This is a genomic window from Legionella norrlandica, from assembly GCF_000770585.1.
GTDB lineage: Bacteria > Pseudomonadota > Gammaproteobacteria > Legionellales > Legionellaceae > Legionella > Legionella norrlandica.
The window spans coordinates 1-7777 of the sequence record NZ_JNCF01000094.1; the positions used below are offsets into that span (position 1 = coordinate 1).

Here is a 7777-nt window from a genome sequence, read left to right on the forward strand (position 1 = left end):
GGTACGATTACGGATAATGATAATCCACCTATTAATACTGTTCCTGCTGCTCAAACAGTGGATGAAGATACTGTGTTAACTTTCAATGGTGCAAGATTAATTACTGTTAATGATGCTGATGGTAATCTATCTACTACTCAATTAACGGTACTAAATGGTACCTTAAATGTTAGCTTGTCTGGCGGTGCAACAATTTCTGCCGGCGCTAATGGCAGCTCTACTTTGACTTTGTCTGGGACACAAGCTCAAATTAATGCCGCTTTAGCCACTTTAACTTATAAAGGTGCTCAGGATTATAATGGTCCAGATACTTTGACGGTTAAATCAACTGATACAGGTACTAATACAGATACAGATACTATTACTATCAATGTGACCCCTGTCAATGACGCTCCTGTGGCAGTTAATGACACCTTTAACATTTCGCTGGCTGACCAATCTATAAACGGAATGTTGTCGAAGTTCTATAACTACAGAGAAGGGACAGATGGACCAAACTTGAGTAATCTTTCTCAGGTTGAGAGTTTTATAAATACTCACAATCCAAATGCTACGTTTGTTTCAACGGTTGTAAATTACCAATATGGTAATGGTAATCTGGGTTACTATGCTTCGAATGATGATAATTTAAAAAACTGGCTAAGTAATGACGGTAACTCATTAGTTCGTATTGGTTCACCAATTTCTTCCAGTGATGCTATGGTTCATATGGAGGGATTAATAGAATTATCTGCTGGAACTTATAACTTCAGAGTACTTTCAGATGACGGTTATTCAATAAGAATAGATGGTGTGGTGGTAGCAGAGGTTAATGCGATTCAACCTCCAACTACAACAACGCATCCGACGTTTACTATAGCGAATTCGGGTTTACATACAATAGAAATCATTTATTGGGATCAGGGTGGTGAGTATGTGCTTCGACCTGAGCTGAGGAAAGGCTCGGGAGACTATCAACCTTGGGGATGGAAGATGTTAGTGGTAATGGAGCTTTAGTTCGTAATGATGCTATCGCAATTGATATCGTAGATGTTTTGGCAAATGATTACGATATTGATGATGTTCATAGTTCATTGACAATTGCCAGTGTAAGCAATGCCAGTGTTGGAACTGTTTCTTTAGATGGAATGGGGCATATAGTTATTAAAGACCTACCACCTGGATACACTGGGACTGTAACATTTGATTATCAAATTCAGGATACTCATTTCCCTAACAACTACTTGTCAAATACAGGCCATGTATCTGTAAATATTGATCTGGCACCTCCTGTTCCTGTGTTGAATATGCCAGATAATTTGCAGGGTATTATCTATGAAGACACCTCAGTGACAGCATCAGGCATGACTCAAGCTAATATAGAGAGTGCATTAGGATTAACTTCAGGTTCATTAGATAGCTTTGATCCCCCATCTTCTGGTTCTGTTAATGATCCTGGAAATGTTAATGTGGTTGATGGTAATTATGTAAGCAATACTTATTATTTAGCCGCTGGAGAAACCATTAATCTAGACTGGACATTTAATAATGCAGAAACTAGCGCAAATCAGATTAGTAATAACGGACGTAATGACTTGGTGCTTTTAGTCATCAAAGACTCACATGGAAATATAATTCAAGGTCCAACCTTGATTAGTTCATCTGAGCAATTAGGTGGTGCAAACTCTGGGAGTGGAACCTTTTCCAGTTTTACGGCCTCTTCTGCTGGGGCTTATGAGTTTGACTGGATTGTTGTGAATGGTGGAAATAATAGTAATGACTCTTCGCTTAGTCTTACAAGCCCAAATAAAAATCCTGTTGCTGTAATAGATTTGTTATTGGCCGCATCAATTAAATTTCCGGATAATACTGATACATTAGGCATTACAATTGCTGGTGTTCCTTTAGGTGCCTATCTCACTGCAGGTATAAACAATGGAGACGGCTCTTGGACATTAACACCTGAACAATTAGATGGTTTACAACTGATTCATGATCAGCAAGGAACATTTAATTTGACTGTCACTGCTACTGCAACTGATATGGGTGGCAATACCGCTACTACACAGGATAGTGTTAATGTAAGGATTGATAATATTACAAACAATTATGAGGGGACTAGCTCTGGGAATAGTGTAAACAATAGTGGAGATACTTCTAGTGTTGATCGTTCCTATCATGGTTATGATGGTGGTGATACATTAACTGCTGGTGCTGGCCAAGATTTAATGTATGGTGATGCAGGGGATGATACAATTACTGGTAATGCTGGGAATGATATTATCCATGGAGGTATTGGAAATGATACTATCAGTGGCGGAGATGGGAATGATTTATTATTTGGTGATGCAGGCATTGATAATTTAATGGGTAATGCCGGTAATGATATTATTTATGGTGGAACAGGAAATGATATTTTGAATGGAGGCGCAGGTAATGATTTCCTCATTGGTGGCCAAGGAGATGATTCGCTTACTGGTGGTGGCGGGGTTGATACTTTCGTGTGGCTGGTTGGGGATAATACTGGCGGTTCCGTGTCTGGAAAAGCTACTGATACCATTACTGATTTTAAAGCAAATCCAGTAGCTAGTTCTTCCGAGTCATCCGTACTCAATTTATCAGATATATTATCCGGTGAACACATGGATGCTAATAGTTTGGATAGTTACCTTGAAGTTACAAAAACAGGAAGTAATACCACAATCAAAGTGGATCCGAGTGGAAATGGAAATTTTGCCGATCCTTCTCAAACTATTGTATTAGAAAATGTGGACTTAACTGCTGTTTATGCTACTAATAATTCGCATGATATTATTAATCAAATGATTGCTAATGGGAATTTGATAGTTCAACAATAAGTTTTGAAGATTGGCTAGAAACCTCTCCCATTTTTGGGAGAGGGGATGCATAAAAATCAATGTATTTTAAAACTGGCATTTCCAAGCATCTTGGGTATACTCATACTCTTATTCAATAATTAGCCTTAGCTGGGTTCACTTTGCTGAAATGATGGCTAGGATGTGTTGGTAATTCGAGCTAAGATGCCGACGGAACGTAGGCTCTAGCTCGAATTGTCAATAGAATCCTATAAAAAGGCTAAAAATGTCCCGGAGCAGTGTCATGTCTAATCCTTATGTCTTGGTTTTATATTATTCACGAACTGGTGCAACGGCACAATTAGCACAATATATCGCTCGTGGTGTGGAAAGTGTATCTGGCATTGAAGCGCGGATACGAACAGTGCCGCCTGTTTCTACCACTTGCGAAGCAATAGATAAGCCGATTCCAGATTCTGGGGCGATTTATGTTACTTTGGATGACTTGCGCCATTGTCATGGTTTGGCTTTAGGTAGTCCTACTCGATTTGGTAATATGGCAGCTCCTATGAAATATTTTTGGGATGGGACTTCTTCTTTATGGTTGAGTGGGGAGCTGGTTAATAAGCCGGCTTGTGTTTTTTCTTCTTCAGCCAGTATGCATGGTGGGCAGGAGACGACTCTGCTCTCTATGATGTTGCCTTTATTTCATCATGGCATGATTTTATTAGGCATCCCTTATACGGAACCAGCTTTAACTGATACAAAATTTGGTGGCACGCCTTATGGGATAACTCATGTGGCTGGAGGTAATAATGATAATCCTTTGAGTCAGGATGAGATCATTTTGGCTAAAGCCCTGGGTGAAAGGCTGGGGCGCGTAGTCATGGGGTTGAGTGTTTGAGAGTAATAAAATCCTCTCTTTTAGATAGTTATTTACGCGTAAAGTAATTTGATGTTTATGTGACAAAGTAGTTGTAGTCGTTTAACAGAAACTCCCTCTCCCGCGAACGGAGAATTTGTAAAACTGGGTTGGTGAATGCGGGAGAGGGTTGGGGAGAGGGTAAATAATTGGTTCAAGTAGATGCTAATCTAGTAAAGCAAGCAAAGTCTCTTCGACAAAGAAGCACTGATGCTGAAATTCATTTATGGTACTATCTTAGAGCGCATCGATTAAAGGGGTATAAATTTAAAAGGCAAGTACCTATCGGGAATTATATTGTTGATTTTGTTTGTATTCAGAAAAAATTAATTATTGAATTGGATGGTGGGCAACATCTTTTAAATAAAGAGTATGATGAGGAAAGGAACATTTATCTCGGCTCATTGGGTTATAGGGTTTTGCGATTTTGGAATGATGAGGTGTTATTAAGAACCGAGGATGTGCTTGAGAATATTGTTAGATATTTGGAGGAGGCTTTTTAAGAATATTCTGTTTTTAGGCGGTTTATTTCCCCTCTCCCTAACCCTCTCCCCAAGGGGCGAGGGGATGCATGTTTATCAACTCAATTGTACAAATCTTTTGTTCACGAATTAAGATGTGTAGTTTGGTAAGCTTAATATTTATTTAAATTCAGTAATGACAGCGGAGTAGCCAAAGTAATGAAAGTAATTAGCTTTAACGCCAATGGCATACGCTCTTCAGCACGTAATGGATTTTATGACTGGCTTGTCGGTCAGGATGCTGATTTTGTCTGTATTCAGGAAACAAAATCTCAGGTAGGGCAATTAATACCTGAAGAGCTCTATTATCCCCGGGATTATTTTTGTGATTACTTTGATGCAGAAAAAAAGGGATATAGCGGTGTTGCTATTTATTCAAAGTACAAACCAGTGCGTATTGTGAAGGGTTTGGGGTTTGATTATTGTGATAAGGAAGGGCGTTATATTCAGTTTGATTATCCTAAACTAAGTGTTGTTTCTCTCTATTTACCTTCTGGTACTAGTGGTGATGAGCGGCAGGGAGTGAAATATGAATTTTTAGACCAATTTGCCAAACATCTAATGAATTTAAAAAATGAGGGTAGGGAGTTAATTATTTGCGGTGACTATAATATAGCGCATAAAAAAATAGATTTAAAAAATTGGCGAGGAAATCAGAAAAATTCTGGTTTTTTACCTGAAGAGCGTGCCTGGATGGATGAATTATTTGGGGCTATGGGTTTTATAGATGCTTTTAGAGTGCATAACAAGGAAGAAGAGCAATATACATGGTGGTCGTATAGAGGGAGGGCTTGGGAGAAAAATGTGGGGTGGCGTATTGATTATCAAGTGATTACTCCGGGCTTAACAGATTATGTAGTAGGTAGCCGAATCTTTCGAGAACCACGTTTCTCAGATCATGCTCCTTTATTAATTGAATATAAAGGAGATTGGTGTGTTTAAACTCGCTAGCTGGAATGTGAATTCATTGAAGGTTCGTTTGGATCAGGTTTTGCAGTGGCTGGAATCTTCTCAGGTTGATGTGTTGGCTATGCAGGAAACCAAACTGATGGATGACAATTTCCCCGCAACAATATTCACTGATAAAGGATATCAAGTTATTTTTTCAGGCCAGAAAACGTATAACGGCATGGCTATTGTGAGCCGTCATCCTATGACAGAAATTCAAACTGATATTCCCGAGTTTGAAGACCCGCAGCGTCGTATCTTAGCCGCAACGATAAAAGGAATAAGAATAATTAATCTCTATGTCCCTAATGGAGGAGAGCTAAGCTCAGAAAAATATCAATATAAACTGGATTGGTTAAAGAATGTTACTCTTTTTATTCAGCATCAATTGAGCACTTACCCCAAAATGGCAGTTGTAGGTGATTTTAATATTGCTCCCGAAGACAGAGATGTTCATGACCCTTCTGAATGGTGGGGTCTGTGTTGGTTAGCCCTGCTGAAAGAGAAGCCTTTAGAAAAATCCTGCAGTTGGGTTTGCATGATAGTTTTCGTAATTTTGAACAAGAAGAAAAAGCATTCAGCTGGTGGGATTATAGAGCGGCTGCTTTTAGACGAAATAGAGGTTTGAGGATTGATCATGTGTTGTTGAGTCATGAATTAAATACTTTATGCCTGAAATCTCAAATCGATAAGGAACCAAGAAAAGCAGAGAGGCCTTCTGATCATGCACCGGTTTGGATTGAACTGGATTTATAAGACAATTAGTTGGAGTATTTGAGAAAAAATTGCTTTATGCAATCATTTCTGATATTGTTTTGCCTCATTTGTGTGGGGTATGGTGCTTGGCATAAGGTCCAGGTGGCGATACTCATTTGAACCTAGAAGAGAGTGGTATTATGAAAGCATCTGTTCATCCTGATTATCAAACAGTTAAGGTCATTTGTAGCTGCGGTGAAACCTTTGAAACTCGTTCTACTTTATGTAAAGATTTGAATATTGAAGTGTGTTCAATGTGTCATCCTTTTTATACAGGTAAGCAAAAGCTGGTTGATACAGGTGGTCGTGTACAGAAATTCCGTGATAGATATAACTTGCGCTCAGGCCAAGAAAAAGCAAAGGAATAATTTTGTAAGTTTCTGGATTTTAAATAAAGGCACAAATTTTTTGTGCCTTTTCTCTAATTGACTATTAAAAATCCAGATTTTTATATATGATTTTATCACCGGCTGACCGGAATAGAGAGTAGACACTTTGGATAATGAAGTCATAAAGCAACGAGCATTGGATTATCATGAATTTCCTGTTCCAGGGAAACTCTGTATTCATCTTACAAAACCTACTAATTCTCAAGATGATTTGTCGCTGGCTTATACTCCTGGTGTTGCCGCTCCCGTATTGGCTGTAGCTGAAGTACCAGAAAATGCCTATCGGTTTACCAATAAAGGCAATTTGGTCGCAGTGATGACGAATGGTACCGCAGTACTCGGTTTAGGGAATCTCGGCCCTTTAGCCAGTAAACCAGTCATGGAAGGTAAGGCCGTATTATTTAAACGGTTTGCTGATATTGATGTATTTGACATAGAAATAGATGCTGAAGATCCACAAGCTTTCATTGCCACAGCGAAACGGATTGCTCCAACATTTGGTGGAATTAATCTGGAAGATATCAAAGCTCCGGAATGTTTCGAAATAGAACAAGCATTAATCGAGCAGCTCAATATCCCTGTATTTCATGATGATCAACATGGTACTGCAATTGTGGTAGCAGCTGGCTTATTAAATGCTTTGGAATTACAGAAAAAGAAATTAAACGAAGTTAAAATTGTTTGTATGGGAGCTGGCGCAGCAGGTATTGCTTCTATGCGACTTCTGGTTGCTTTGGGTGCCGAAAAAAGGAATATGTTGCTTTTGGATACCAAAGGAGTAATACATTCGGAACGCGAAGATTTAAACCCCTATAAATTTGCCTTTGCAAGAGCCACGCATTGCCGCACTCTTGAAGAAGCATTAGTCGATGCTGATGTGTTTATTGGTGTAGCAAGACCTGATTTATTGAATGTCCACTTATTGAATTTGATGGCACCAAGACCAATTATTTTTGCTTTATCCAATCCAGATCCTGAAATTAAGCCTGAATTAGCACGGAGTGTACGGAAGGATTTAGTGATTGCAACAGGGCGAAGTGATTACCCAAATCAAGTTAATAATGTGTTATGTTTTCCTTATGTTTTTCGTGGTGCGTTAGACGTACGTGCTAGATGTATTAATCAAGCCATGCAAATTGCAGCTGTTGAAGCAATTCGCCAACTGGTGCATGAGCCAGTTCCTCAGGTAGTGAAGGACAATTACCCAGGAGTTGTTAATTGGGGGTTTGGACCTGACTATATTATCCCCAAACCTATAGATCCTCGTCTGAAAGAGAGGGTTCCTGCTGCTGTGGCCCAAGCTGCAATAGCGAGTGGTGTGAGTCAATTTAGTAATTTAAAGTAATAAAAGTTTAATTGTAACCGTTCAGGGTATCGCTTGAATCTTGGTGGAGTGCTAGAGTCGCGCCTAGGCTGAACGAAAAACTGGATGACAATTCCCTCTCC

7 protein-coding genes and 1 pseudogene are annotated in these 7777 nt (G+C 39.2%); all 8 read left to right on the top strand.

The window, feature by feature from the left end; all coding sequences use genetic code 11:
- On the top strand, positions 1 to 996 hold a 996-nt coding region (locus tag OK13_RS13205; RefSeq protein WP_035891537.1), incomplete at its 5' end, for an Ig-like domain-containing protein.
- Complete coding sequence (locus OK13_RS15950; protein WP_035891538.1) at positions 966 to 2837, top strand: type I secretion C-terminal target domain-containing protein; 1872 nt, start codon at positions 966 to 968, stop codon at positions 2835 to 2837. The genes OK13_RS13205 and OK13_RS15950, both read left to right, overlap by 31 nt.
- A 262-nt stretch (positions 2838 to 3099) precedes the next feature.
- A complete protein-coding gene (gene wrbA / locus OK13_RS13215) occupies positions 3100 to 3699 on the top strand; it encodes an NAD(P)H:quinone oxidoreductase (protein WP_035891539.1) in 600 nt (199 codons plus the stop codon).
- Positions 3700 to 3866: 167 nt separating this feature from the next.
- Positions 3867 to 4220 (top strand): endonuclease domain-containing protein, encoded by a 354-nt coding sequence (locus OK13_RS13220; RefSeq protein ID WP_035891540.1) that lies wholly within the window; start codon positions 3867 to 3869, stop codon positions 4218 to 4220.
- A 177-nt stretch (positions 4221 to 4397) separates the two neighbouring features.
- The gene (locus OK13_RS13225) at positions 4398 to 5180 is read left to right on the top strand and encodes an exodeoxyribonuclease III (protein ID WP_035891542.1); all 783 of its coding nucleotides are present in this window, start codon (positions 4398 to 4400) and stop codon (positions 5178 to 5180) included.
- Positions 5173 to 5942 (top strand): annotated as a pseudogene (xth, locus tag OK13_RS13230) (exodeoxyribonuclease III). Before OK13_RS13225 ends, xth begins: the two are co-directional and overlap by 8 nt.
- A 140-nt stretch (positions 5943 to 6082) precedes the next feature.
- On the top strand, positions 6083 to 6310 hold the full coding sequence (gene rpmE, locus OK13_RS13235; protein ID WP_035891544.1) for a 50S ribosomal protein L31: 228 nt from the start codon (positions 6083 to 6085) through the stop codon (positions 6308 to 6310).
- A 127-nt stretch (positions 6311 to 6437) separates the two neighbouring features.
- Positions 6438 to 7676 carry a malic enzyme-like NAD(P)-binding protein gene (locus OK13_RS13240; protein ID WP_035891546.1) on the top strand — a complete coding sequence of 413 codons (1239 nt, stop codon included), beginning with the start codon at positions 6438 to 6440 and terminating at the stop codon, positions 7674 to 7676.
- Positions 7677 to 7777: the final 101 nt, after the last annotated feature.